The sequence below is a fragment of the Streptomyces sp. NPDC029216 genome, from assembly GCF_040648015.1.
GTDB lineage: Bacteria > Actinomycetota > Actinomycetes > Streptomycetales > Streptomycetaceae > Streptomyces.
On sequence record NZ_JBEZWL010000026.1, the window covers coordinates 46,654 to 69,366 of the forward strand.

At 69.4% G+C, this 22,713-nt stretch carries 25 protein-coding genes and 3 pseudogenes; 16 read left to right on the top strand and 12 right to left on the bottom strand.

The genetic code is table 11. The features are described 5' to 3' along the window. The first annotated feature begins 28 nt into the window (after positions 1-28). From AB0F18_RS13185 to AB0F18_RS13195, 3 genes and pseudogenes are all read left to right on the top strand, one after another. Positions 29-309 (top strand): annotated as a pseudogene (locus AB0F18_RS13185) (hypothetical protein). A gap of 238 nt (positions 310-547) precedes the next feature. Continuing rightward, positions 548-1,180 carry a PASTA domain-containing protein gene (locus AB0F18_RS13190; RefSeq protein ID WP_362058703.1) on the top strand — a complete coding sequence of 211 codons (633 nt, stop codon included), beginning with the start codon at positions 548-550 and terminating at the stop codon, positions 1,178-1,180. A gap of 349 nt (positions 1,181-1,529) precedes the next feature. After that, positions 1,530-1,664, top strand: coding sequence for a hypothetical protein (locus AB0F18_RS13195; RefSeq protein ID WP_362058706.1), 135 nt, complete (start codon positions 1,530-1,532; stop codon positions 1,662-1,664). A gap of 1 nt (position 1,665) precedes the next feature. On the opposite strand, the gene AB0F18_RS13200 is transcribed toward AB0F18_RS13195, so the two are convergent. After that, positions 1,666-2,256, bottom strand: a complete 591-nt coding sequence (locus tag AB0F18_RS13200; protein WP_362058709.1) for an SMI1/KNR4 family protein — start codon at positions 2,254-2,256, stop codon at positions 1,666-1,668. Between the two features lie 222 nt (positions 2,257-2,478). Here AB0F18_RS13200 and AB0F18_RS13205 point away from each other — a divergent pair, with 222 nt between their 5' ends. The 3 genes from AB0F18_RS13205 (at position 2,479) to AB0F18_RS13215 (ending at position 5,591) form a co-directional block, all read left to right on the top strand. Further along, positions 2,479-3,375, top strand: a complete 897-nt coding sequence (locus AB0F18_RS13205; protein ID WP_362058712.1) for an ABC transporter ATP-binding protein — start codon at positions 2,479-2,481, stop codon at positions 3,373-3,375. Further along, positions 3,372-4,382, top strand: a complete 1,011-nt coding sequence (locus AB0F18_RS13210) for a transporter (protein WP_362058715.1) — start codon at positions 3,372-3,374, stop codon at positions 4,380-4,382. The genes AB0F18_RS13205 and AB0F18_RS13210 overlap by 4 nt, the downstream gene beginning before the upstream one ends. Positions 4,383-4,856: 474 nt before the next feature. After that, the gene (locus tag AB0F18_RS13215) at positions 4,857-5,591 is read left to right on the top strand and encodes a dienelactone hydrolase family protein (protein ID WP_362058718.1); all 735 of its coding nucleotides are present in this window, start codon (positions 4,857-4,859) and stop codon (positions 5,589-5,591) included. A gap of 143 nt (positions 5,592-5,734) precedes the next feature. On the opposite strand, the gene AB0F18_RS13220 is transcribed toward AB0F18_RS13215, so the two are convergent. After that, entirely contained in the window at positions 5,735-6,265 is a 531-nt protein-coding gene (locus AB0F18_RS13220) for a Tn3 family transposase (RefSeq protein ID WP_362058721.1), read from the bottom strand. Between the two features lie 301 nt (positions 6,266-6,566). Between AB0F18_RS13220 and AB0F18_RS13225 the strand changes: the two genes are divergently transcribed. Then, positions 6,567-6,758 carry a hypothetical protein gene (locus AB0F18_RS13225; RefSeq protein ID WP_362058724.1) on the top strand — a complete coding sequence of 64 codons (192 nt, stop codon included), beginning with the start codon at positions 6,567-6,569 and terminating at the stop codon, positions 6,756-6,758. 110 nt (positions 6,759-6,868) lie between these two features. Here AB0F18_RS13225 and AB0F18_RS13230 read toward each other — a convergent pair whose 3' ends face one another. Beyond that, positions 6,869-7,258, bottom strand: a complete 390-nt coding sequence (locus AB0F18_RS13230) for a hypothetical protein (protein WP_362058727.1) — start codon at positions 7,256-7,258, stop codon at positions 6,869-6,871. Positions 7,259-7,828: 570 nt separating this feature from the next. Then, the gene (locus AB0F18_RS13235; RefSeq protein WP_362058786.1) at positions 7,829-8,806 is read right to left on the bottom strand and encodes a helix-turn-helix domain-containing protein; all 978 of its coding nucleotides are present in this window, start codon (positions 8,804-8,806) and stop codon (positions 7,829-7,831) included. Between the two features lie 85 nt (positions 8,807-8,891). On the opposite strand from AB0F18_RS13235, the gene AB0F18_RS13240 reads away from it, so the two are divergent. Continuing rightward, positions 8,892-9,779, top strand: coding sequence for an aldo/keto reductase (locus AB0F18_RS13240; protein ID WP_362058730.1), 888 nt, complete (start codon positions 8,892-8,894; stop codon positions 9,777-9,779). Between the two features lie 266 nt (positions 9,780-10,045). Here the strand turns inward: AB0F18_RS13240 and AB0F18_RS13245 are convergent, their stop codons facing one another. After that, the gene (locus AB0F18_RS13245) at positions 10,046-10,909 is read right to left on the bottom strand and encodes a LysR family transcriptional regulator (RefSeq protein ID WP_362058733.1); all 864 of its coding nucleotides are present in this window, start codon (positions 10,907-10,909) and stop codon (positions 10,046-10,048) included. 95 nt (positions 10,910-11,004) lie between these two features. Here AB0F18_RS13245 and AB0F18_RS13250 point away from each other — a divergent pair, with 95 nt between their 5' ends. Continuing rightward, complete coding sequence (locus tag AB0F18_RS13250) at positions 11,005-11,742, top strand: SDR family oxidoreductase (RefSeq protein WP_362058736.1); 738 nt, start codon at positions 11,005-11,007, stop codon at positions 11,740-11,742. 288 nt (positions 11,743-12,030) lie between these two features. On the opposite strand, the pseudogene AB0F18_RS13255 reads toward AB0F18_RS13250, so the two are convergent. Continuing rightward, a pseudogene (locus AB0F18_RS13255) lies at positions 12,031-12,195 on the bottom strand (aminoglycoside phosphotransferase family protein); the annotation flags it as partial. A 50-nt stretch (positions 12,196-12,245) separates the two neighbouring features. Further along, positions 12,246-12,920 (bottom strand): SUMF1/EgtB/PvdO family nonheme iron enzyme, encoded by a 675-nt coding sequence (locus AB0F18_RS13260; protein WP_362058739.1) that lies wholly within the window; start codon positions 12,918-12,920, stop codon positions 12,246-12,248. 419 nt (positions 12,921-13,339) lie between these two features. On the opposite strand from AB0F18_RS13260, the gene AB0F18_RS13265 reads away from it, so the two are divergent. The 3 genes from AB0F18_RS13265 to AB0F18_RS13275 all read left to right on the top strand — a co-directional run bounded on the left by AB0F18_RS13265 (position 13,340) and on the right by AB0F18_RS13275 (position 16,070). Next, a complete protein-coding gene (locus AB0F18_RS13265; protein WP_362058742.1) occupies positions 13,340-13,708 on the top strand; it encodes a hypothetical protein in 369 nt (122 codons plus the stop codon). Between the two features lie 34 nt (positions 13,709-13,742). After that, entirely contained in the window at positions 13,743-14,597 is an 855-nt protein-coding gene (locus AB0F18_RS13270; RefSeq protein WP_362058745.1) for a serine hydrolase domain-containing protein, read from the top strand. 618 nt (positions 14,598-15,215) lie between these two features. Continuing rightward, complete coding sequence (locus AB0F18_RS13275) at positions 15,216-16,070, top strand: class I SAM-dependent methyltransferase (protein ID WP_362058748.1); 855 nt, start codon at positions 15,216-15,218, stop codon at positions 16,068-16,070. 166 nt (positions 16,071-16,236) lie between these two features. Here AB0F18_RS13275 and AB0F18_RS13280 read toward each other — a convergent pair whose 3' ends face one another. Both AB0F18_RS13280 and AB0F18_RS13285 read right to left on the bottom strand, forming a co-directional pair. Next, complete coding sequence (locus tag AB0F18_RS13280; RefSeq protein WP_362058751.1) at positions 16,237-16,977, bottom strand: class I SAM-dependent methyltransferase; 741 nt, start codon at positions 16,975-16,977, stop codon at positions 16,237-16,239. 827 nt (positions 16,978-17,804) lie between these two features. Continuing rightward, complete coding sequence (locus AB0F18_RS13285; protein WP_362058754.1) at positions 17,805-17,933, bottom strand: hypothetical protein; 129 nt, start codon at positions 17,931-17,933, stop codon at positions 17,805-17,807. A gap of 29 nt (positions 17,934-17,962) precedes the next feature. On the opposite strand from AB0F18_RS13285, the gene AB0F18_RS13290 reads away from it, so the two are divergent. The 3 genes from AB0F18_RS13290 to AB0F18_RS13300 all read left to right on the top strand — a co-directional run bounded on the left by AB0F18_RS13290 (position 17,963) and on the right by AB0F18_RS13300 (position 19,870). After that, positions 17,963-18,457 carry a MarR family transcriptional regulator gene (locus AB0F18_RS13290; RefSeq protein ID WP_362058757.1) on the top strand — a complete coding sequence of 165 codons (495 nt, stop codon included), beginning with the start codon at positions 17,963-17,965 and terminating at the stop codon, positions 18,455-18,457. Further along, positions 18,454-18,912, top strand: coding sequence for a MarR family transcriptional regulator (locus AB0F18_RS13295; RefSeq protein ID WP_362058760.1), 459 nt, complete (start codon positions 18,454-18,456; stop codon positions 18,910-18,912). The genes AB0F18_RS13290 and AB0F18_RS13295 overlap by 4 nt, the downstream gene beginning before the upstream one ends. A 610-nt stretch (positions 18,913-19,522) precedes the next feature. Continuing rightward, a complete protein-coding gene (locus AB0F18_RS13300) occupies positions 19,523-19,870 on the top strand; it encodes an ASCH domain-containing protein (RefSeq protein ID WP_362058763.1) in 348 nt (115 codons plus the stop codon). Positions 19,871-19,923: 53 nt separating this feature from the next. On the opposite strand, the pseudogene AB0F18_RS13305 reads toward AB0F18_RS13300, so the two are convergent. Beyond that, positions 19,924-20,645 (bottom strand): annotated as a pseudogene (locus AB0F18_RS13305) (helix-turn-helix domain-containing protein); the annotation flags it as partial. A gap of 350 nt (positions 20,646-20,995) precedes the next feature. On the opposite strand from AB0F18_RS13305, the gene AB0F18_RS13310 reads away from it, so the two are divergent. Then, positions 20,996-21,526: a hypothetical protein gene (locus tag AB0F18_RS13310; protein ID WP_362058766.1), complete on the top strand. Its 531-nt coding sequence runs from the start codon at positions 20,996-20,998 to the stop codon at positions 21,524-21,526. 111 nt (positions 21,527-21,637) lie between these two features. Here AB0F18_RS13310 and AB0F18_RS13315 read toward each other — a convergent pair whose 3' ends face one another. After that, complete coding sequence (locus tag AB0F18_RS13315) at positions 21,638-21,808, bottom strand: hypothetical protein (RefSeq protein WP_362058769.1); 171 nt, start codon at positions 21,806-21,808, stop codon at positions 21,638-21,640. Between the two features lie 17 nt (positions 21,809-21,825). Next, the gene (locus tag AB0F18_RS13320; RefSeq protein ID WP_362058772.1) at positions 21,826-22,413 is read right to left on the bottom strand and encodes an IS5 family transposase; all 588 of its coding nucleotides are present in this window, start codon (positions 22,411-22,413) and stop codon (positions 21,826-21,828) included. Between the last annotated feature and the right edge of the window lie 300 nt (positions 22,414-22,713).

A 22,713-nucleotide genomic window follows, 5' to 3' on the forward strand; every position in this document is an offset into this window, starting at 1 on the left:
TCACGAAGTCACGCAAGGGAGATGAACAATGTCGCTGAAAAAGATCGACACCGTCCTGGCCGGCGCCTTCACCTCTGGTTCGGGACGGAGTTCATCCTGAGCCCGGAGACGACGGCGCCGGGCTACGGCCTGCCGAGCCGGCCGCCCGGCGACATGACCAACGTGCCGGCCCACCACGGCTCCGTGGCCACCGCGCTCGGCGACCACGGCCTGACCGCGTCGCTGATGGTGGTCAACGGCCTGCGGGTAATCCGCGAGACCCGCACGAGCGCGGCCGCTCCGGCGACGCCCGCCCCGCAGCCTGCCTGATCCCAACGGTCCAAGGTGGCCCGGACCCTGGCCGGGCCGCCTCGGCTCGTGCCGGTATCCGCGTGGCAGCGCCCGCCGGGACCCGCATCCGGAACACAGGCGCCTCGGCCGGCTGTGCGGCAACTCCGGCGTGCCCGGAAACAGATCGGCTGGAGCCCCGCCCCCGAGCGGGGCTCTCGCGCGTCACAGACCGGTCACAGCCACCACACAGCCACCAAGACCCGGCGAATATGGCGCGATGCACAGACATCACACCATCACCCTGTTCACCGCAGCCACCGCCCTCGCCCTCACCGCCTGCAACCCCCAGGCCGGCAGCAACGGGAAGCCGGCAGCCCCCAGCGCCCCGGCCCCGAAGGCCTCCTCGCCCTCAGCCCCGGCAACCGGCGCGAAGACGGCCACCCTGCCCAACCTCGTCGGCAAGGGCCTCCAGACAGCGCAGGACGAAGCCCAGGCCGCCGGCTTCTACGCCCTCAAGTCCCACGACGCGCTCGGCCGCGATCGGCTCCAGGCCCTCGACCGGAACTGGAAGGTCTGCTCGCAGACGCCTGCCGGCGGCGGCACCGTCGACACCGGCACTACCGTCGACTTCGGCGCTGTGAAGCTCGAAGACACCTGCCCGGCCTCCGACTCCCCAGCCCCGAAGCCCGCCGGGACCACCATGCCGAACTTCGTCGGCCAGGGCATGAAGGCCGTCCGCGCCTCGCTTCCGAGCAATGCCTCGATCACCGTGAAGGACGCCGTGCAGAGCCGCATGGTCCTCCAGGAGTCGAACTGGAAGGTGTGCAGCCAGACGCCGGCCGCAGGCACCGCGTTGAACGGCCAACCTGTCTCCTTCACCGTGGCCAAGGTCGAAGAGACCTGCCCCTAACCCGCCCAGCCCCCGCCGCCTGGCGGCGGCTCCCGTGCACGAAGGCGCGCGGTCGACGCCCGGGCGGCGGGCCCTTACCTGGAGGTGAAGACCCCACGCTGCTGCCGCACTCCACTCCTGCGGTGACCGACTTGCTCGGTCACGCACTGGCGAGGTCGCGGTGGACCCGGTCGACAGCCAGGTGCCGCACGGTGGCGTCCGCCGACGTTGTGCGCCCCCATCGGGCCTGCTCTCTCCGCTCCTCCCCGACTACCCCGAGGAATCGCTGATGGCAAACGTCCGTGGCCACTACCGGAAGAACGGGTCCTACGTCCGCCCGCACCGGCGCCGGTTAGGCGGCCCCGTCGTCGTGGTGGCGGCGGGCGGGGGCGGGCTGCTGCTCCTGGTCGTGGTCCTGATCGCGCTCTTCGGCGGTGGTGGCGAGGCGGCGCCGGCAGGGACCTCCCCCTCCCCGGCGGTCAGCACCGCGGGGGCGCCCCGGTAGCCTAGGCGTCCGGGAACCAGGGGCGGCCCTGGGCCCAGTGGGTGGCCCAGCCGGTGAAGCCGGGGGTGCCCGGCATCAGGGCGTCGGGCGACTGGGAGCCGAAGGGCATGGCGCCCTCGCCTGCGATCTGCCAGACCTGACCGCGCTGCGGACCGGTCACGATCAGGTGCCAGTACATGCCGCAGCCGTCGGTGCCCAGCAGCAGCGAGCCGTGGTCGAACACGGGGTCCGTCCGGGCCTCGAACTCCTCAGCCGACAGCTCCTCCTCGTCGCCCTCCGCCTCCCACAACCACGCCCCGGTGAGCGGGAAGGGCTCGGAGAGCAGGCGCTCGGGGCGGTCCGGGCCCCAGTCCGGGGGAGTCTGTGCGAGGGGCAGCAGACCGTAGTAGGGCGGACCGGCACGCAGTCCGTCGCAGATCTCCGCCACGAACGAGCGGTACGGCTCCGGCAGCACGATGCCGTGCTCCGCCTCGAAGGACCGTACGGCCTCCCAGCCGGCCGGAGGCGCGGCCTCGGGGCGGGACGCGAAGATCTCGCGGAGGGCCGCCAACTCGGCTGGGTCGCGTGTTTCGGTGTTCATGCCGGTCATCATGCAAGACCCGCAAGACCCGGCCCGGGCCGGCTCCGGGTAGGGCGGCCGACCGGGGGCGAGGGCCGGTGCCCGTACCGCCGACAGCACGCTCGCCGCGCACGGACCGCTGCGCAAGGACCTGCAGCGCTGGCTGACCAAGGCCCGCCTGGCCGGGCTCGACGACGAGAGCATCGAGGCGCTGTTCGTGAACACGTTTCGTAACGCCGCCGGAGAGGACGTAGCGTGAGCGCTGTCTTGCGAGCCCAGGGCCTGGGTAAGAAGTACAAGCAGCGCTGGGCGCTGCAGAACTGCGACCTGGATGTCCCCGCCGGCCGGGTGGTGGGGCTGGTCGGCCCCAACGGCGCGGGCAAGTCGACCTTGCTGAAGTTGGCCTCCGGCATGCTGACCCCGACGGCCGGCACCATCGAGGTGTGCGGTGGCCGCCCTGCTACGGGTGTGGATCAGCTGTCCAAGGTCGGTTTCGTCGCCCAGGACACCCCGGTCTACGCCGCGCTGAGCGTCGCCGACCACCTGGACCTCGGCAAGCGCCTCAACCCGACTTGGGACGACGCCGTGGCGCGCGACCGGATCTGTCGCCTCGGTCTGGACCCCAAGCAGCGGGCCGGCAAGCTGTCCGGCGGCCAGCGCGCGCAGCTCGCTCTCACCCTGGCCATCGCCAAGCGCCCGGAGCTGCTCATCCTGGACGAGCCGGTCGCGGCTCTGGACCCGCTCGCCCGCCGGGAGTTCATGCAGGACCTGATGGAGGCCGTCGCCGAGCACGAGCTGAGCGTCGTGCTCTCCTCCCACCTGGTCTCCGACGTGGAGCGGACCTACGACTACGTCATCGTGCTGGTCGACTCCCGGGTGCAGGTGGCGGGCGACATCGACGACCTGGTCGCCTGCCACCACCGGTTCACCGGACCGCGCCGGGAGCCGGCCACGCTCCCGGCCGGTCAGCACGTCATCACCGCCAGCCACACCGATCGGCAGACCACCCTCCTGGTCCGCACCGACACTGCGGTCCACGATCCGTCCTGGACCGTCAGCCCGCTCGGCCTGGAAGACATCGTCCTGGCCTACATGGCCCGGCCCGCCGACGCGGTACGTGACACCCGGCCCGCACTGGAGGTACTCCGATGATCTGGCTGACCTGGCGCCAGTTCCGCACCCAGGCCGCCGTGATGTTCGCCGCGGTGGCCGTCCTCGCCGCCGCCCTGGCGGTCACGGGCCCGCAGTTGTCCGACCTCTACCGGGCCGCCGGCAGCAGCCTGGTGGACCAGGTCGCCAGTTCGGACCAGACCCTCTACTACACCGGACTGCTGGTCGTGCTCGCCGTCCCGGCGGTCATCGGGATGTTCTGGGGTGCCCCGCTGATCTCTCGTGAACTGGAGACCGGTACCCACTACCTCGCGTGGAACCAGGGCGTCACCCGCACCCGCTGGCTGGCGACCAAGCTGGGCCTCGGTGCGGCGGCCTCCATGACCGCCGCGGGGCTGTCCAGCCTCGCGGTGAGCTGGTGGAGCAGCCCCATCGACCGGGCCGTCAACGGCGGCGGCGCGACGGACACGTACTTCCCGCGGCTCGACCCCGTGGCCTTCGCCGCACGGGGCGTCGTACCCATGGCCCACGCCGTGTTCGCCTTCGTCCTTGGCGTTACCCTCGGCCTGGTCATCCGCCGCACCCTGCCCGCGATGGCCACCGCGTTCGCCCTCTACACGTGCGTCCAGATCGCCGTGCCGATGTGGATTCGGTCCCACCTGGCCTCTGAGGACCGGATCACCGTGCCGATCGAGCCCGGCGGCGCCCCCATCAGCATCCAGGACGGCGCAAGGCAGATCGTCGCGCACCTCGAAGAAGTGCCCGGGGCCTGGGTCACCTCCCAGCAGACGCTGAACGCCGCCGGGCAGCCGACCCCGGTGCCGTCGTCCTTCGCCGACTGCCTGCGCACGGAGTCGGGCCCGCCCGCCCTGCAGCAGGTCGACCGCTGCCTCGCCGACCTCGGCGCCCTGGGCTACAAGCAGCAGGTGACGTACCAGCCCGCCGGCAACTTCTGGCCCCTTCAATGGGCCGAGACCGGGCTCTACCTCGGCCTCGCCCTGGCCCTGACCGGGTTCTGCGCCTGGTGGATCCGCCGCCGAGTGACCTGACAGCCCCGGCGCCACGAGGGGAGCACCCGCGAGAGTCAGCCGGGACCCGGCTGACCCTCGCGGCGTCGACAGGGCCCTGGGCGCTCTCGCCATTCAAGATCAACCTTGCCGATTTCGCTCGTTCAGGCCAACGAGGCGCCCGACGACGAGCAACGGGAGACCTGACCCACTGAAAGCTACCGGCGGATTACTTGCTCCCTGGTGTCCGAGCTAGGACTACAGGGCCGTGACGGCCGTTCCGTTCTACTCCTAGTCATGTTGTCGCACCGGATGGGTGGGGCTGTGGACTATGTTGTGGGGATGACTACCGGGATGGCATTGCGCCGCACACGGATTGGTGACCCGGTGCTCTTCTGAGCGCCGCGCGGGCCAGTGCGGGCCCGCTGCTCGATCGGGGATCTTGCGCCGCTGCGCGGGCTCCGCCTCCGTCGTGTTGATCACAGGCTCGACACGTCAACCACGACAGGAGATTTCATGCCCATCAAGACGCTGCAGATTCCCACCGCGGACGGCCAGGCCGACGCGTTCGCCGCCTTCCCCGATGGTGGCGGGCGGTACCCCGGGGTGCTGATGTACGCGGACGGCTTCGGCCTCCGGCCCGTGCTGCGGGAGATGGCCCGCGAACTGGCCGGGCACGGGTACTACGTGCTCGTCCCCAACCTCTTCTACCGGCATGGCCCGGCTCCGGTGATCGAGCTTCCTGAGCACATCGGAGATGAGGTCCGGCCCGCTGTCTTCGCCCAGCTGATGCCGATGATCGAGGCGCACACCACAGAACGTGTCCTGAGCGACGCCGACGCCTATCTCACGTTCCTCACCGCTCAGCCCGAGGTCAGCGCCGGACCGGTCGCGGTGACCGGCTACTGCATCGGCGGCCTCCTGGCGACGCGCACCGCCGCGGCCCACCCCGGCCGGGTGGCAGCCCTCGCCGCATTCCACGGCCCAGTGGGAGCCGACGGGCCCGACAGCCTCTCGACGCTCACCGCCGAGGTCCACTTCGGCCACGCCGAGAGCGACTTGAAGCCCGAGGCCCTCGGCGAGCTCAACCAGGCCCTGGATGCCGCAGGTGTCAGCTACACCTCCGAGATCTACCCCGGCACCATCCACGGCTTCACCATGTCCGACACCGACGCTTTCAGCGCCTCCGGGCTGAAGCGTCACTGGGACAGCCTGCTACCTCTTTTGGGCCGCGCCCTGGGTAACAGCTGAGGCTCCGGCTCGGAGAACGAACCTGAAGTACACGGCTCTGCGCCTGCTGGCCAATGCCACCTGGGGCCGCAGCCGCATAGTGAACGACCGGTGATCCACCATGGTCGCAGGGCCGCCCCCGCTAGCGCGGGGGCGGCTCCGGTTCAGGCGGCAGTGCCGAAACCAGCTGCGACCAGGTCCTGCTCACGCAGCGGGGTGAAGCCGACGTCCAGCTTCGGGTCGTACGCCTCGGGCTGGAGGCCGAGCTCGTGCGTGGAGTACTCGCCGAACCGGTTGATGTGTTCCGTCAGGTACGGAGAGACATGGGCCAGGTCCTCTGGGCCGATCTCCCAGCCCTCCTCCAGCAACTGCCGGACGACCTCCGCGATGTCCAGGGCGTTATGGAACACCACGGCGTTCGTGAGCAGCGCGTTGAACTTCATCGCCTTCTCCTGCTCGACCGGGTCGTTGTCGGCGTTGACGCCGCGGTTGCCGAACCCCAGCCACTGGGCGAAGCCGTTGAACGCCTCGACCTTGTTCGTCGCTGCGGTTACCCGCCGGCGCAGCGGCGCGTCCGAGAGGTAGCGCAGCAGTTGCACGGTGCCGATCACACGGCCGACCTCACGGAACGCGGTGTAGGTGGCGTTCTTCCGCGAGCCGGAGCGCAGCCGCTTGAGCAGCGTGGACAGTGGCAAGGAGCCGTATGGGTCGTGACGGGCCAGGTAGCGTGTATTTCCCGGATGGGTGACAGGGTGCGGCGCAGCGGTGCCGGCGCGCCGAAGAAGACCGCGGTCACGAAACCCTGGCCGCCTGCCATGCGGCCGCTCTCCGAGCGAGGACTCCAGGGCCGAATCCGCGGCTACTGGGCGTCCGTGCCAGTGCCGGGCCGTCGCATGCTCGTCCCCGTCGGAAGTGCCGGCGGTCCATTCGTACGGGCCGGCCTTCCCATCTGCGATCAGCCAGTGCCGTTCGTACCGGGGGGCGGGGATGATGTCGATGGCGATGTGCACGCTGTGGCCGTTGTGCACGGGCAGAGGTTCCGCGCGCGAGGCGCCTTTGGCGGGCATCGCCGATGACGACCTGATCCGCGAAGTCGCCGAGCTTCGCGCGTCGGTCGAAGAGCCCGCATGCCTGGTCGCTTCGCAGCCGGTTGACCGTCTCCGGATCGTGGACGACGGGGCCGTGTGACGCCTCAGCGATGTGAAGCCCCCGCTGGAATGCGCCGACGGTGCGGGGGCTTCACAGTGCTTTCCCTCCGTACCGGCCATGGGTGCTTGAGGGAGGGCTGACGCCGGCTCCTACCAGGAGTCCCAGTGCGCGCTGTAGCGGTGCCGGGCGGGGGTGATGTCGGTGTCGGCGTCGTGGAGGGCGAGACGGAGTTCGTTGCGAAGACGCCGGCGTGCGGTGCGCTCTTCGAGGTTGGCGTCCTCGGTGATGCCGTCGCTGAAGGCGCAGCAGTAGGCGAAGATCTCGAAGCTGCGGCGGATCTGACGGGGCTGGGGTCGCCGGCCCTCCTTCTCCGCGAGGGCGATTTCGGCTGCGGAGTACCTGAGGTCGTGGACGGTGTGGCGGCGCCAGGGGAGGTTGCGGAGGTACTCCCTCCAGGGTCGGTCGGACGCGTGTTCCGCGTGGCGTTCGATGCCGAAGGGGGTTTGCCGGTGGGGAGTGTGGTGGGCGGTTCGGGACACGTGGGCCTCCAGTGGCCGCCCCAGGGCTTTCCTGGGGCATTACCGGAAGCCGGACGGGTACTGGGTCACGTCATGCTCCTTCCGTCAGGGCGTCCACGAGCGCGGGCTCGGAGCAGCGACCCTTGTGCTCGGGAACGATATCCGGGGTGGCCGGCGCGGTGCCCGGAGTTTCGGTGCAGAGGGAACTACGAGGACTGATGGGTTCGCCGCTGGCCACAGAGAGACGCGCGGCGTACCAGGCGGCGGCGAGGGCGAGCTGGGGGACCAAGGTGTCGGGGTCCGGCCGAGGTGAGCCCAAGAGAGGGGGCAGTGGGGGACCTGCCGCAGCCGTTCCTCGGCGAGCTGCTGGTGAGGGCAGTTCCGGCCTCGGGGACCATCGGTACAGCGGTTGACACCAAGCCGGTGATCACGGTCCGGCCGGTGTGAGCGCGCTGACGCGGTCCTCGTGTGGCGCGGGGAACATCGGTACAGCCGTTGGCGCCCAGAACGATCACGACCTCGGACCATCCGCATCGCATCGTGCGCCAAGCGGTCCGCTCCGTAAGCCCTTCGGGGGTGACGTCCGGGCGCTCAGGCGGAGGCGGCTTCGAGGAGGACTTCGGCGGCAGCCGTGCGGGCGTAGAGGACGGAACGGCCGGCGCGGTGGGCGCTGACCAGGCCCGCGTTGCGCAGCGCGGTGAGGTATTGGGATACCCCCGCTGGGGAGAGCCCGGTGCGGTGGGCGAGCTCGGTGGTGGAGGCCGGGGTCTCCAGTTCGGTGAGCAGCAGAGTTCGTGAGCGGCCGAGGACCGGGGCGAGGGCGCAGGATTCCGTGGCGGGCCGTGTTTCCCAGAGCGTGCCGATGCCACGTGCCGGATAGGCGAGCTGTGGTGGGTCCGGCGGTCGCATCCGGGTGCGCAAGGCGGGGCCGGTGAACGCGGAGGGGATCAGCAGCAGGCCGGTGCTTGCGGAGTGGCGGGGCATGTCTTGTTTCCGGTGGGCCAGCGTGAGTGTGTTGTCGTCCCAGCTCACCGAGGTGTGCAGGTCGTTGAAGAGGTGGGCCGCGCCGTGTTCGGCGACGGTGCGGGCCCGGTGGAAGATGTCGGAGTCCAGCACAGCCCTGATACGTGCCCAGTAAGGGGCGAGCGCCAGCTCCCAGTACGTTTCGAGCTCTTGGGTGACTTTGGTCAGGCGGGAGGTCGGGTCGGCGCGAAGGCTCGATAGCCGTGGGCCCAGATGTCCTTGGTGGCGGGCGAGGTGGTCGAGGTCCTGGCGTACCCGGTCGGCGGGCGAGGCCAAGACCGCATCCCACTCTGCCGCCGGGGTGGGGGCCGGCCCTGCGGGGGCCGGGGTGAGGAAGTCGGGCACGTAGCGGGAGGGACCGATCAGCTCGGCAAGCCAGCCCCGGTCCAGGCCGGCAGCCAGCAGACGGGGCCGCACCTGCTCGACCCAGGGCCGGTGGACCGGGTGCGCGGTGGCCGATGTCAGCAGCCGGAAACTGGGCGCGACCTCCCACATCGGCGAGATGGCGAACCGCACCTGCGCGAGATCGTTCGCAGAGAACGCCAACTCCGCCACGACAACCACCTCTTCATGGATTCAGATATGCCTTAATCAATGGCTCGCCAGGGTATCGTGCGCCGATCATCACGCCATGACCTCACAGACGATCACCGCGGCGGCATCGGGCACCTGGAAGCTCGGCGACCGCACCGTCAACCGGATCGGGTTCGGCACGATGCGCCTGCCCCAGCACGGCGAGGCGTTCGCACCCGACGCCCTCCCGCGCGACCGCGACCAGGCGATCAAGGTGCTGCGCCGGGCGGTCGAGCTCGGCGTGAACCACATCGACACCGCCGCGTTCTACTTCTCATCGCTGCGCTGTGCCAACGAGCTGATCACCCGCGCCCTGGCGCCCTACCCGGACGACCTCGTCATCGCCACCAAGGTCGGACCCGGCCGTGATCCCTCAGGCGCCTGGCTGCCCCACGCCGGCCCCGAGCAGCTGCGCGGCCAGGTCGAGGAGAACCTGCGCCGGCTCGGCCGCGACCACCTCGACGTCGTCAACCTGCGCATCGTCGGCACGGATTCCATCGCCGACCGCTTCGGCGCGCTCGCCGAACTGCGCGACGCCGGACTCATCCGTCACCTGGGCCTGTCCAACATCCGCCCCCACCACCTCGCCGAGGCCCAGGCCATCGCACCAGTGGTCTGCGTCCAGAACATGTACGGCATCGGCGCCTCAGCCGAGCAAGAGGAGCTCCTACGCCTGTGCGGTGAACAACGCGTTGCGTTCGTGCCGTTCTACTCGATCGCCGGCGCCGGACGCACCGCCGGCGCGCCCGCCGACGACAGCAGCACGGTGCAGGCCCTCGCCCGAGCCCGCAGGGTGAGCACCGCCCAGATCCGGCTGGCGTGGACGCTGCACCGCGGCCCGCACGTCCTGGCCATTCCCGGCACCGGCGACCTCGACCACCTCGCCGAGAACGTGGCAGCCGGCGCTCTGCGCCTCTCCGACGACGAACTGGCCGTCCTGGCGTAGCGATCTCACCGCAGGTCAGGCCACCCGGGACGCCACGGTCCCATCAGGTTTGATCCTCCGCTCCGGGTGTCCTTCCCACCGAGTGGTGGCTGCGGACCGGGTGCGGAGGTCGGTCGGTCCGTGGAGGTGGCGGTGGTCGGCTCGCGGTGGTGCTCGGCCAGGACATCGAGCATGGCGCGGTCCTTCGGTGGTCTGGGGTGTCGATGCCCCGCTCGATCAGGCGCAGGCAGGCCGGTCTTCCGTGTCCGCAGGTCTACTGCCGGGGGCTATAGCTGTGTGGCCGTGCGGATCAGCTGGGCGAGGGTGCGGGAGCGGCTGTGTGGGGGCCAGGCTATGTGGGTGATGACGGGGGGTGCGTCGGTGACGGGGACGGCGGCGTGTTCGGCCCATAGCCAGGCGCGGGAGGAGTCGGGGCAGACTGCTGCGGTGCGTCCGAGGGCGATCAGCTGGGCCAGTTGGGTCTGGTCGCGGATCTCGGGGCCGGGGCCGGGAGGGTAGGCGCCGTTGCAGGGCCAGCGGGCGAGCGGAAGATCAGGGACGTCGGTCACGTCGGCCAGGGACAAGGTCTCGTGCGTGGCGAGAGGGTGCCCGGCGGGCAGGACGGCGATCCGTCCCTCGGTCAGCAGTTCCTCGCTGTCGAACCCGGCGAGGGAGTTGAACGGCGTCTGCATGAGTGCCACGTCGGCGCGGCCGTCGCGCAGCAGTGTTTCCTGTTCGCCGATACCGCATGGCAGCACTTCGATCTCGGCGGCGTCGGGCTGGGCCGCGTAGGCGTCGAGAAGCTTCCGCAGCAGTTCCTGAGATGCGGCGGCCTTGACCGCCAGCACCAGGCGATCACGGGCGCCACCTGGACGATCGGCGCCACCGGCGCGACGGGTGCGGCGTGCGGCGGCGGTGGTCGCGTGCAGGGCGGCGCGACCCTCGCGCAGCAGGACCTCTCCGGCACCGGTCAGCGAGACGCCGCGGCGGTTGCGGTCCAGTAGCGAGACGCCGAGGCGCCGTTCGAGCTGCTGGATCGCCCGGGACAGCGGTGGCTGGGCGATGCCGAGCCGCTCCGCGGCGCGGCCGAAGTGCAGTTCCTCGGCGACGGCCACGAAGTACCTCAGCTCACGGGTCTCCAGGGTGTCCATGCCCGCAGCGTACTCCCCGGTGATACCCCACGAGTATCACCGGACACTTCATCGGTGTTGGTCCGCACCGCTGCCGGTCAGTGAGGATCAATGCCATGACCGAAACGAAGACTGCGCTGGTGACCGGCGCGAACAAGGGGATCGGGTACGAGATCGCGAGCGGTCTGGGCGCCCTCGGATACCGCGTGGGCGTGGGAGCCCGGGACGAGGCCCGGCGCGAGACGGCCGTGGAGAAGCTGCGCGCCGCCGGGGTGGACGCGTTCGGGGTGCCGCTGGAGGTGACCAGCGACCACAGTGTCACCGATGCCGCGCAACTGATCGAACGGCAGGCCGGGCGCCTGGACGTCCTGGTCAACAACGCCGGGATCTCAGGAGAGTCCGGCCCGGGGTGGGTACAGGACCCGACCGCGCTCGACCTCGACGTGGTCCGCACGGTCGTGGACACCAACGTCCTCGGCGTCATCCGCGTGACCAACGCGATGCTGCCGCTGCTGCGGCGCTCCACGTCGCCGCGCATAGTCAACGTCTCCAGCAGCGTCGGCTCCCTGACCCGGCAGGCGGACCCGAACATCGAGATCGGCCCCATCATGGCGGCCTACGCGCCGTCGAAGTCGTTCCTCAACGCCATCACCGTGCAGTACGCCCGGCAGTTCGCCGGTACGAACATCCTGATCAACGCCGCCTGCCCGGGCCTGGTCGCGACCGACTTCACCGGCTTCCACGGCCCCCGCACCCCCGAACAGGGCGCAGCCACCGCGATCCGGCTCGCCACGCTTCCCGACGACGGCCCGACCGGTTCCTTCTTCGAGGACGACGGCGCCATCCCCTGGTGACCTGCGGGCGCCAAGCCCGGCCACTGGGTACAACGACCGGCCCAACGTGCCGGGCGCGCCCACGTCCCCGCCTGCTTCCTCCGGCCGGGCCGCGCTGTTCAGGCGGCCTGGCTGAGCACGAGCTGGCGTACGGGGCGAACCGGCGCTTCTCCCGGCCGTCCTCGCCCAGGGCGCTGGTGTACTCGCCGCGGGCCGCCTGGTGCCGCTGGGCGTGCGCGAGCGCGTCCAGGACCCCCGCGTCCTCCGATGTGGCGGTGAACTCCAGCTTCCCGGCCAGGCCGCACATCACACAGGGGTCGGCGCAGCATCGAAGCCGTGCTCCTTCAGCCTGAGAAGACAGGCATGCAGGGCGCGCGCGTTGCGCGGTGCCGGTCGCTCCACCAACTCCCCCCGGCGGACGACCGCCCCCGCGTTCGTCATGCCGCCGGCCAGCGCCTCGTCTTCAGCCGTCATGAGGATCACGCCATCGCCAGCCGCGCGGGCCGCGCTGCACACGACGTGGATCAGCTCACGACGGAACGCGCGACGCGGAATCCCACGTCGTCGACCTGGAAAGTCGGGTGGCTGCGGCGCCGCGCGGAGGCCCGGCAACTCCAGTGCTCATCAAACCAACCACCGCCACGGAGCACCCTGTAGGCGCCATAGACCTCGGCGTCGTAGACGTCCCAGCACCAGTCCCAGACGTTACCGAGCATGTCGTAAAACCCCCACGAGTTGGGGAGTTTGCCGCCCACCTCGCGAATGCGCTCGTGTGAGTTTCCGCGGTACCAGCCGATCTCATCGAGCTCCCCGTAGCGCGGCCCGGTCGTCCCGGCACGGCAGGCGTACTCCCACTCGGCTTCGGTCGGCAGTCGATACCCGTCGGCGGACGCGTCCCACTCGACGACTTCGGCCTCGGCACGGATGTGGTACGCGGGCGTGAGGCCGGCCCGCTGGGACAGGGCGTTACAGAACCGTGTCGCGTCCCACCAGGAGACGCACTCGACGGGCAACTGGTCCCCACGGGTGGTACTCGGCCGCCGGCCCGTGATCTGTGCGTACAACGCCTGGGTGACCGGGGATGCCGCTAGCTGGTAGGGCGCAAGTTCGACCGACCAACTGTGCTGTGTCCGCCGGTCCGACAGCGTCACCTGCCCCGGCGGGAGGGCGACCATCTCGTTCCCCATCATCAGGTCCATGATCAGGAGACCCTACCGGCCTGTCACTGCGAAACGATCAGAGCCGCTGGTGGTCGTCCTTGGCTGACACGAATCTGCAAGTCGTCGTCCTTCACCGACACAGACAGGACAGCAATCAATCATCGGCGACTCGAATCAATCAGATCCGATGGTGATTGCTGACAGGGTTTGACGACAGATAGGGTCCCGATCCTCAGTCCGGCCGGGGCCCTCGTGGCGAACCTGGTCTACAAACGGGTCTCAACCGACCAGCAGTCGACCGCCCGGCAGGACCTCGTCCTGGACGAGGCAGGGATCGGGGACCCGGTCGTCTTCGAGGAGGACCCGGGCACCTCCCAGCCGCCTCCACCTGCTCCAGCGGCCGAAGTTCCGCGCTCCTCGACCACGCGCGGCCGGGCGACACCGCGCACATCTCCGAGATGTTCCGCCTCGTGCGCGGCACCGGGCACGTCCTCGACGTCCTCCACCGCGACCAGGTGGCGCTGCGTATCCACGACGGCGCGTTCTCCGCGATGGGCCCTACCGTCCGCCACCCGCGCACCGGCGAGCTACTGTCCACCGTGAAGTTCATGGTGCAGACCCTCGCCGCCGCCGGCGGACTCCAGCGCGACCTCCAGCGGGAGCTGACCTACGACGGACTCCGGGCCGCCGAGGCCACAGGCAACAAGGGCGGGTGCCGCCCGGTCGTCACGGCAGAGAAGGCCTGGCGGGGTCTGCAGCCGGCACAACCGGACTGCCGATCCGGCCGCGGCGGCCGAGGAAACGTGGGAGAAAGGGGCCGTCCATGAGGCGGAACTGGTCTGACGACGGGAGTGGAGACGCGTGCTGACGGCCACTTGCCTGCTGGGCGGGCCGGGAATCACCGACCGGGTCACCCACGGACATGACCCGGACCGCTTCGTGCAACTGGGTTCACTGAGCAAGGTGATGACCGGAACCGTCTTGATGCGGCTGACGGACCAGGGGGTGATCGACCTCGATACCCCTCTGGAGGACTGCCTCGCCGAGGTGCCCCGAGGCACCGGAATCACCCTGCGGCACCTGGCCGAGCACACATCGGGGCTGCCACGCCTCCCACCCGGCGACACCGGTCCTCCCGACGATCCGTACGCCGGTTTCAGTGACGCGGCACTCAGCGAGATGCTGCACGATCTGGATCGGGTGGTGGTGGAGCGGCCGGGCGCCGAAACCTACTCCAACCTCGGGTACGCCGTACTGGGGCGGGCACTGACCGAGGTGTCGGGACGTACGTATCAGCAGCTGGTGGACGAGTGCGTCCTGGAGCCCCTCGGGCTGGAGGCGGGCACCGTCACGGCGAGCCCTCCGGCGGATCGGCGACTGGTGGCGCGCACCCTTTTCGGCCGTCCTCGCGCCCCGTGGACCCTGACCGGGCCGATCCTGCCCGCCGGCGGTCTGTGGTCCACCCCGCGGACCATGGCTGCCGTTGTGGTACGCCTCCTGGTCGAGCACAGACTGGGGCCTCCGGCGCCCACATGGCGCAGCGGCAGGAACTCCTCGCTGTTGTGGCACAACGGAGCCACGCGCGGCGCCTCCGCCATCGCCGTGGCGGACGACGGCGGACGCTGGCTCCTGCTCCATCGCCTGAGCAGCAACGGCGCGCGTACCGACCGCAGGGCCATCAAGGAATTCAAGGCGTCGGCTCCTTCCACGGCATGACGCTGCTCCCCTCTCCGGCTCAGCTCTCGCCGACGGCCCCCCGAAGCCGTCGGCACCGGCGTCATATGCCGGCTTCGTCCATCTCCAGCGCTCTGGCACAGCTTCCGGGCAGCGGCCACTCTCTGACGAGCCCGTGCATGGTTGGCGGCGGCATGTCGAGGGGGTGGTGGGACTCGGTGTCACCGTTGTTGTGCCGCGATACGGTCGGCGGTCTGCTGGTGGGCGCCGGACTTCGCCGACGGCCGGGGTGATGGGGGAGCCGTCCACACAAGCCCGTGAGCCTTAGCTCCCGGGTGATCGCTGCACGCGCTGCTTCCCCCACCACGGCAGCATGCTCACGATCGAGAAGCCGACACCTCGCCAGCAACCATGCACGAGCTCGTAAAGGGCGTTGCAGAAGGCTTCGGTTTGGGCATTTTGCCTGGATGGGTGGGGTGCTGCGGGCTGAGGCGGTGTGGGTGGAGACGTTCGAGACGGACCATAAACGGCAAGGTAAGTGCGTGATTTCTCATCTGTTCAGGCTGCGGCAGCACAGGAAGCCAGAAAGTATGAGGCGCGCCGCCCGCGCGTCTCGTACCATCGGCCCGCACCGACCAGTCGAGTATCACCAAGGACTTTGTGAAGCACTTCGATCTCCGCTCCAAGGCTCCCTCGCTGGCGTCCGGCATGGCCGCCGCCGATCACGGCCCAGACATTCAGCTGGCCCAGACTCGCCACCGCACCATGCTCGTGGCGAACTGGGACATCACGCCTGGCTCAACCGTCCTGGAACTGGGCTGCGGTCAGGGCGATATGACCGCTGTCCTGGCAGAGGCAGTTGGACCCCAAGGGCGCGTGGTGGCCGTTGACGTGGCCGCACCCACCTACGGGTCGCCGGTCACGCTCGGGGAATCGGCAGCCCGGCTCGCAGCGGGTCCCCTCGGGCCGCGCATCGACTTCCGCTTCGGCACCGATGTCCTCACCCCATCGGTCGATTTCCCTGAAAGTACTTTTGACCACGTGGTGCTGGCACATTGCTCCTGGTACTTCGCATCGCTCGCACAACTGCGCGACACACTGGCCCGGGTACGGCCGTGGGCACGGCGGCTGTGTTTCGCCGAGTGGGATTTGACGCCCCTATCCGGCGATCAGCTGGCGCACCTTCTCGCCGTGCTGATCCAGGGGCAGAGCGAGGCCGCAGGATCGCATGGTCAGGGCAACGTCCGCACGCCTTTCTCCCGTGAAGCGCTGCTGAGGCTCCTGCCTGAGGCCGGCTGGACGGCCGACGGCAGCAGGTCGGTCGATACCGAAGAGCTTCAGGACGGCGACTGGGAGATCGCTGCTTGTCTCGATCTGGCCGGTTCGGAGGAGCGTCTGGCCGCGCTGTCCGAACCGGTGCGACGGCTCGTTCTGAGCCAGGCCGATGTACTCCGGGCCATCGCCAAGCCGCGCGGCAACCGCGCCCTCGCCGCGTATTCAGTCACCGCGTCCTGACGAACGTTCCAGCGGCTGGCCGGTCATGGATCGCAGAGGGAGGCTACGGGGCGGTCAGCCGCCGGCCGACGCCGCTCGAATGCGCACTGATCTGCCGGCGACGCCTGAACTCCTGACAGGAGCTTCAAGACAGGCACGGCCTACATTGACAGCCCGGTGGCCGGCCTCAGGCTGGCTTGCGCCACACGGAGATGTGCTTCGCGGAGTCCTGGGTGAACGGAGCCTCGTCCCAGTCCGCGACGCGACGTTCCAGCTCGAGCCCAGCGATCCGTGCCATCAGGTCGAGTTCTGCCGGCCAGGCGTACCGGTGCCGGGAGTTTTCGCGGCGGTAGCGGCCGTCGTCGCCGTCGCGGGTGAAGTGGTGCGAGACGAGAATCTGCTCGACCAGGTCGAAGGTGTCGAAGCCGAGATGCTGCTCGGAGACATCGAACGGCACCGCGACCTGGCCGGGCGGCAGGAACCGCAGCGGCGGCACACCCAGCTCGATGACGAACCGGCCGCCGGGCTCCAGATGCCGTGCGGCGTTGCGGAAGCACTCGACCTGCTCGTCTTGAGTGAGCAGGTTCGTGATGGTGTTGTAGACGAGGTAGACCAGGGTGAACTCACCGGGAACGACGGTGGTGGCCATGTCCCCGATGACCACCGGGAGCGTGTCCTCGTCGATCTTGCGCCGCAGCACCGCTGCCATGTGCTCAGACAGTTCGATGCCCACTACCGGCACGCCGCGTTCCCGGAGCGGGACTCCCACTCGTCCGGTTCCGATGGCGAACTCCAGTGCCCGGCCGTCTCCGGCGAGCTCAGCGAGGAAGGCGAGAGCCGGTCCGAGAACGGCAGCCGAGGACGCTTCGGTCTCCTCGGCGTCGTAGCGGTCGGCGGTCGCACGGGTCCACAGTTCACTGCTCGTCACGGACGGCCACTCTGCCGGGTGCCGAGGGGCGCTGTCGACGCATTTACGTTCTCCGCGGCGCAGCGTGCACCGCCCACAGCTCGTCGTCGCCTTCCCACGGCTTCGGCCGATCCACCCCGCACCCCGGATCGTCAGTCCCGGTTCACCACCGTGGTCCGCGCCGTGCAGGAAACCCGCCGGCTGCTCGCCGACGGACACCCCGCGCTGTCGGAAATTCCCGGGGAAGCCGCCCCGGACGCTGACCTGCGCAGTGAATACCTCAGCCTGATGGCCGTAATGATCACTGGCAGCCCCCCGAGCGGTGGGAGTGAGTCCGGCTTTGCCGGTGACGGCGGCGGCGACATCAGGGGGCCCGGGAGATCTGCCATGACGTCCCCGGGGCCCGGCTCTGTGGAGTTGTACGGGGTCAACGGCGGTCCGACTTCGGTCTCACGGACGTGGCCGTCAGCTGTTCGTCGGTCTGCGGGCGGGCGAGCGCCGTGGCGATGGCGTGAGCCTGCTCCCGGGTGTGGCAACCGGCGGGCCGACAGCTTGTCCCTTGACCGTGATGACCGGCCAAGCCGCCCCCGGTGGCCGACTGCCCGATGTACGAGGACTCGGGCCTTTCCAGCGAGCGTGATGAGAAGGACTGGGTTCAGAAGCCGTTGTCTTACCGAGTGTGTTGAACGCCTGTGCGGGTCGGTGCGACCTGGTCGGATGGTCTCGGGACTCGGCGCGTATGAAGTAGGGGTTTCCGAAGCAGTGCGGAGATGCCGAAGTCACCGTGCGCCAATGAGGGGTCGGCGAGAGGCCGCCCAGAGCTCACAAGGTGGTCAAGGCCACCAGGTTCAGCCGGCGGCCCGCCCCGAGCCGGTCGGCAGCCGTATCCGGACCCGGGCCTTCATGGTCATCGAGGGCGGTGTGATGCCCGCGCTTCGGGCCGGGAACGGCACGATGCAGCAAGAAATAGTAGCCATGGACATAGTAGCCATGTACTCTATTTGTCATGAGCAAGGGTTCCCCGGGCCCCACGCCCGGTTTCCTGGTGTGGCGGCTCGCCAACAAGTGGCGCGTCGCGGTTGATCGCGCGGTGGCTCCGCTGGGCCTCACCCACGCGCAGTACTCACTGGTCGCGTCGCTGCACGGCATGCAGTGCGCCGGCGAGCGGCCCAGTCAGCGCCGGCTGGCCGACCACACCGGCTTGGAGGCGCTGTACGTCTCGAAGCTGGCGCGCGCCCTGGAGTCGGCCGGCCTGATCGAGCGCACCCGTGATCCCCGCGACCCACGCGCCGTACAGCTCGCCCTCACCGAGCAGGGCCAGACCGTCACACGGCAGGCCATCGCGGTGGTCCAGGAACTGCATCAGCAGTTGCTGGAGCCGCTCGGCGGCCTCGACGCTCCGCGGACGCGCGCGTTCACCGAAGAGCTGACAACCCTGCTCGACGTACCTCTCGCTCCATCCCTGCCGACCAATGAGAGCACTCAGGAGGCAACACCATGACCACCACTGCATCCACCGCCACCGCGCCCGCCGCCGACGCCCGCGTCCTCGGCCTGGCCCACTACGCCGCCCGCGGCCTCCTGGAGCACGTCCTGGCCCTTCACGGCCTCACGTTCCAGCAGCAGGTCACCCTGCGTGCCGCCGTCACCGCCGACACCCCGCGGACGCCGGATGATCTCGTCACCCAGGTCCGCGACTCCCTCAAGGCCGATCTGGCCGGCATCCGCGCAACCCTCGACGAACTCCTCGCCAAGCAGCTACTGGTCGCCGACGGCGCGCACCTTCGCCCCACGGATGCGGGGCGCGAACTGCTCGCCGCCGTCGGCGCGGAGACCGCCCCGATCACCGCCCGCGTCTGGGGCGGGATCCCCGACGAGGACCTGGCCGCCGCCGGCCGCGTCCTCACCCTGGTCACCGAGCGCGCGAACACGGAGCTTGCGACTCTGACTGCCTGAGTGGCCGATGTCCCCTGACCCCACCCTGCCCTCCCCAGCCCGGCACGCTGCGCCCTGCTGGGTGTGATGCACCTCCCCCTCGATCACGGCCCGTAGCCTTGGCGCGATCAGGGCGCGCACCTTGCGGTGCGGGTGCGTTCCGGCGGCGGTCCTGTCGGCCTTGGGGCGCGTGGCGCTGCGCTCAAGTGAGTGTTGTCTGTTTCCGGCTGTGGTGTGGGGTTTCGGTCGGCGTTCGGTGTCGAGCTGGGCCCACCAGGCGTGCCCGTCGTGGTCGGCTTGGGTGCCACAGGCGTCGACGGTGCGCAGGAGCGCCGCCTCTACCGATTCCGCCCAGGCCCGCTCGAGGAGACGGGTTGGTCGGGGCTCATGCCTCCGATGGTCCGAGCCGGTCATTCCAGCCGGCGGCCGGCCGGTTCCTGTCCCGTGTTCGATCAGCCAGTCCGGGGGTGGCGGCGCGGGCCGCCGCTCGGCCTGCGCGGCCATCAGCTGCTCTCGGGGGCGACGGCATCGGCTCGTGCTGTGACCGGAAACGTTCACCGACCCGGGGGCCCGGGGCATCCAGCGGAGTGTGTGACACGGACGGTCTGCTCGTTCCGTTAGGGTGCGCCGAATGGACGACAGCACTTCATGGCAGCACTCGACGGCGACTCAGACCCTGTACTTCCATCCTGACTACCTCGATGCAGTACGCGCCGAACAGAAGACGACCACGGTACGTTTCCGTGACCCGGTGGAGACGGGCCCGGTGAGCCTGGTGTTCGAGTTGGACGACGAGGTGGCACTACCGGGTGTCGTCACGCAGGTCACTGCCAAGACGATTGCCCAGCTCAGCGAGTCGGACGCCCGAGCGGACGGTTTCCGTGATCTCGCCGAGCTCCACGCCAGACTGCGGTTCCACTACCCCCAGATCGAGCCGACCGACACCATCGCCATCGTGCACTTCCGGCTGGTGAAATGAGTGAGTGACCTCAGGCGTCGACTGGAGTGACTCCCCGCGTGATGGGCGCAGAGGTCGATGAACACGTAGATCGGGGCGCCGTCCGGACGGGCAGCTCGGATCGGCCGCAGGGCGGCCCAGGTGTGGTCGATGCCCTTGCGGCGCCGATCGCCCCCACGTCTGGTCGTCACCGACCGAGTAGCAGCCGTGGAAGTAGGTGACTCCGTGGGTGCGGCGGTAGGTGGCCGGCAGTCGGTCGGGTCGGCCCTGCTTTTGCCAGCACGAGCCGGCGGTGGGGCGGATACCCAGCGGTCCGAACTCGTCGAAGGCGAACGTGCGGTCCGGACGCTCGCTGATCGCGTACTCGATCCGGGCCGGCTCGGCATCGAACACCGGATCCGGACGGGTCGGGAGATGTTGCGCCGCAGGTGATCAGCGAGTTTGCGGATTGACCAGCGGGTGAATGGCTCGCCTAACGCGGTCGGTCGGGTGGTGGCGTCTGGACGGCGAAGTCCTCGTCATCACGGTTGAGAAGGCGAGGACGACCTCCCGCCCACCGAGGGTTGAGGCGTGCGAGCCCGGTCTTGTTGAAGCGGTGGATCACATCGCGGAGGACGGTGTCCTCGTCCGTCTGGACCAGTCGTGCGATCACCGGGACCGCGTTCCCGTCGGCCGACGCCAGCGGCGTCATCGCCCGCCGAAACCGCACCGAACTCGTGCTGCCCCGCCGAACGATGTGCTGCAGCTTCTGCCCCTCCTGCTCGGTCAGCCCGCGGACCCCCACCGGTATCGCCATACCGCCTCCCCATGCCAGTCGAAGTCGTCACATCCGACCAGCACAACGAGCGACCCGGCAAACCTTCCCTCCGGACAACGTCCGCTGTTCCGGCACGAGTTCACTTGGTCGCCTTGCCGCCCCGAAGGCCAGGAGGGCAGGGCGGTCAACACGGGCAAAGAGGGCGAGAGCGGACGTCATAACGTGACATTGCAAGTCGAATACAGAGATCGACGGAGCAAGCTCCTGTTACTTCTCTTTCGACCCCTGATTCCTCAGAAAATCCTCAGACTTGGCCCCCTGCTCGCACGGTGGATGCCCCGAGGGCATAGGTTCTCCAACGCAGGCCACTCCACGGGGGGGTGGGCTAAATGCCGGAGGAATTCGTGCTGCCCAAGAAGAAGACGGCCGTCATAGCGGGCGTGCTGGCTCTCACCTGCCTTTCCGCAGGAAACGCCGTGGCCGCCACGGTGGACCCGTCGCCCCAGTCCGAGTACTGCCAGCCCCATGACCAGCGGATCTACACCGCGACGGGGACCAGCTGGTTCTCCTACGACTCGGGAACCCTCAAGAACACATCCGGCGGCACCATCAGCAAGACCTTCACGCATTCGGCGACGAAGTCCAAGTCCACCGACGTCTCCGCGGAGGTCGGTCTGACCGTCAGCGGGGTCGTCGCCGAACTGAACGCGAAATTCGGAGTCTCGACTTCCGTAACTGCTTCTTACACCACGTCGACCGCGTTCACGGTGACGGCGCCCGCCCACAAGACCGTCACCTACAAGGACGGAATCCTGCAGCGGTCGTACAGCGTCAAGCGGGTTCACACCTACAGCAACTGCAGGACGTCCGCGACGTACGGTCGGGTCCTGGCCATGGAGAACTACTCCGAGGCGCACTGACCCATCTGAGACGGGGTGAACGCAGAGGGTGGGTCCCGGAACTCTCGGACCCACCCTCTTGCGTGCCAGTGCCCTGGCCTGAGAGGGCGTCGCCGAACTCGCTCGTGGAGGTCATCCGCGGGCGAGTCGGCGAGACATGACCATGATCAGGGCAAGGTAGACCATGGCCTCGTGGTGCTCGGGACGGGTCTCGTAGTCACGGACGCAGCGGCGGTGCTTGCTGATCCACGCGAAAGTACGCTCGACTACCCAATGTCGCGGGAGCACCACGAAGCCCTTCATGTCGTCGGTGCGCTTGACTACCTCACAGTGAGGTTCAGGACCGCCTTCGCCCAGGTCACCAGGCGCCCTGCATATCCTCCGTCGGTCCAGACCACTGTGATCGTGCTGCACGCGGACCGTAGCGAGGTCAGCAATCGGAAGGCCGCGTCCCGGTCCTGGAGGCCGGCCATCGTGACGACCACGGCGAGCAGCAGGCCGCCCGTGTCGACTGCTATGTGCCGCTTGCGCCCGTTGACCCGCTTGCCGCCGTCGTACCCGCGACTGCTGGTAGGGACCGTGTCAGCTCCGCGCACCGACTGTGAGTCGATCACCGCTGCGGTGGGCAGGGGCTTGCGGCCCTGACGTACACGTACCTGATCGCGCAGAGCGTCGTGGAGGCGCTGCCGTGATCCGTCGCGCACCCAGCGCCGGTAGATCCCGTACACCGTCATCAGTGGCGGGAACTCGCGCGGCAACTGCCGCCACGGAATGCCGCCGCGCACGACGTAGAAGATCGCGTCGAGCACCAATCGGCGCGGATGCTTCTCCGGCCGGCCGCCTCTGCCCCGCGTATTGGCTGGTGAAGGCAGGTGTGGCTCGACAATCGCCCACTGCTGGTCCGTCATCGACGAGGACGGGTAGGCCCGGCAGCCGGACTCCGCCGCAGCCTGGTCGCGGGCGGGGCATGACAGGCAGAGGCAGACAGGCGAGAATGACACGAGAGCTCCTGGTAGGACGGAAGCGTAGACAACTCCTGCCCTACCAGGGGCTCTTCGTTGCGTCAGGCATCTACGCAGAGGGTCCGCCCGCCGGCCCAGCCGCTCGCCGACCGCAGCGAGGCCCGACGGCCGCACGTCGGGTCTCGGGCCTCGCGACGGGGGCTCGTCGCAGACGGACCCCGCTGCGACACCTTCACGCCGGCGCGG